Below are 1,197 nucleotides of genomic sequence, written 5' to 3'. Positions count from 1 at the left end.
GGTCGCAGCAGCGTTGCGGAGCAATAACAGTAGGCTTGGGATCCCTGATGCGCATAGCCCTGTTTACGGAGACGTTTCTGCCCAAGGTGGACGGCATTGTTACCCGCCTCTGCCACACGGTGCGTCACCTAACCGCTCGTGGTAACTCGGTGCTCATCGTCGCGCCCCGGGGAGCCCCGCGGCGGTTTGCACGGGCACGGGTTTACGGGATCCCGGGGATGCCGCTGCCTCTGTATCCAGAGTTGAAGCTGGCCGCCCCTGGCCCGGCCATCGGTAAGTTGCTCAGCCGTTTCCGACCGGATGTGATCCACGTGGTGAACCCGGCGGTTTTGGGATTGGGGGGCCTCTACTACAGCCAGACGATGGGGATCCCGCTGGTGGCCTCCTACCATACCCATCTGCCGAAGTATCTGCAGCATTATGGGCTGGGCTTTCTGGAAGGGGTTTTGTGGAATCTCCTGAAGCTGGGGCACAATTTGGCGCGGGTCAATCTTTGCACCTCAACGGCCATGATGCAGGAGCTGAGCGCCCACGGCATTGAGCGGGTGCAACTGTGGCAGCGGGGAGTGGATACGGAGTTGTTTCATCCCCAGGCTGCCAGTCCAGAGATGCGGGCTCGGCTCACCGCAGGGCAACCGGAACGGCCTCTTTTGCTCTACGTGGGACGGCTTTCGGCTGAGAAGGAAGTAGGGCGGATCCGGGTGTTGCTAGAGCGGATCCCGCAGGCGCGCCTAGCTATTGTGGGGGATGGGCCAGAGCGGGGATCCCTGGAGCAACATTTTGCCGGCTACGATGTGGTGTTTACGGGCTATCTGCAGGGGGAGTCTCTGGCAGCGGCCTTTGCTTCGGCGGATTTGTTCGTGTTCCCCTCCCGGACCGAGACCTTGGGGCTGGTTCTGTTGGAAGCCATGGCTGCCGGTTGTCCGGTGATCGCCCCCCGCTGCGGCGGCATTACCGATGTGGTGGACAGTGGGCGCAATGGCTTTCTGTTCGATCCCAATTCGGATAGCGACTTTGTCCAGGTTACCCAGCAACTCCTGAGCAGCGTCGGGCAGCGACAGCTCTTCCGACAGCAAGCCCGCCAGGAGGCAGAACGTTGGAGCTGGTCGGCAGCCACCCAACAGTTGGAAGGCTACTACCGGGCTGTTATTGCCGCCGATTAGCGGTGCGGAGCATGACTCTAGTCAATAATAAGCT

1 protein-coding gene is annotated in these 1,197 nt (G+C 61.3%); it reads left to right on the top strand.

The genetic code is table 11. The features are described 5' to 3' along the window. The first annotated feature begins 47 nt into the window (after nucleotides 1-47). On the top strand, nucleotides 48-1,163 hold the full coding sequence (locus NW815_RS02640; RefSeq protein WP_414390806.1) for a glycosyltransferase family 4 protein: 1,116 nt from the start codon (nucleotides 48-50) through the stop codon (nucleotides 1,161-1,163). Nucleotides 1,164-1,197 lie beyond the last annotated feature (34 nt).

This window comes from Synechococcus sp. R6-7, assembly GCF_047461695.1.
GTDB lineage: Bacteria > Cyanobacteriota > Cyanobacteriia > Thermostichales > Thermostichaceae > Thermostichus.
Note: the sequence above shows the minus strand (reverse complement) of the source record. Positions and strands in the feature narration are given on the sequence as shown.

What these genes read in the sequence shown, in the direction of transcription:
- NW815_RS02640 (WP_414390806.1), top strand. Translation starts at nt 48, where the DNA reads ATGCGCATAGCCCTGTTTACGGAGACGTTTCTGCCCAAGGTGGACGGC.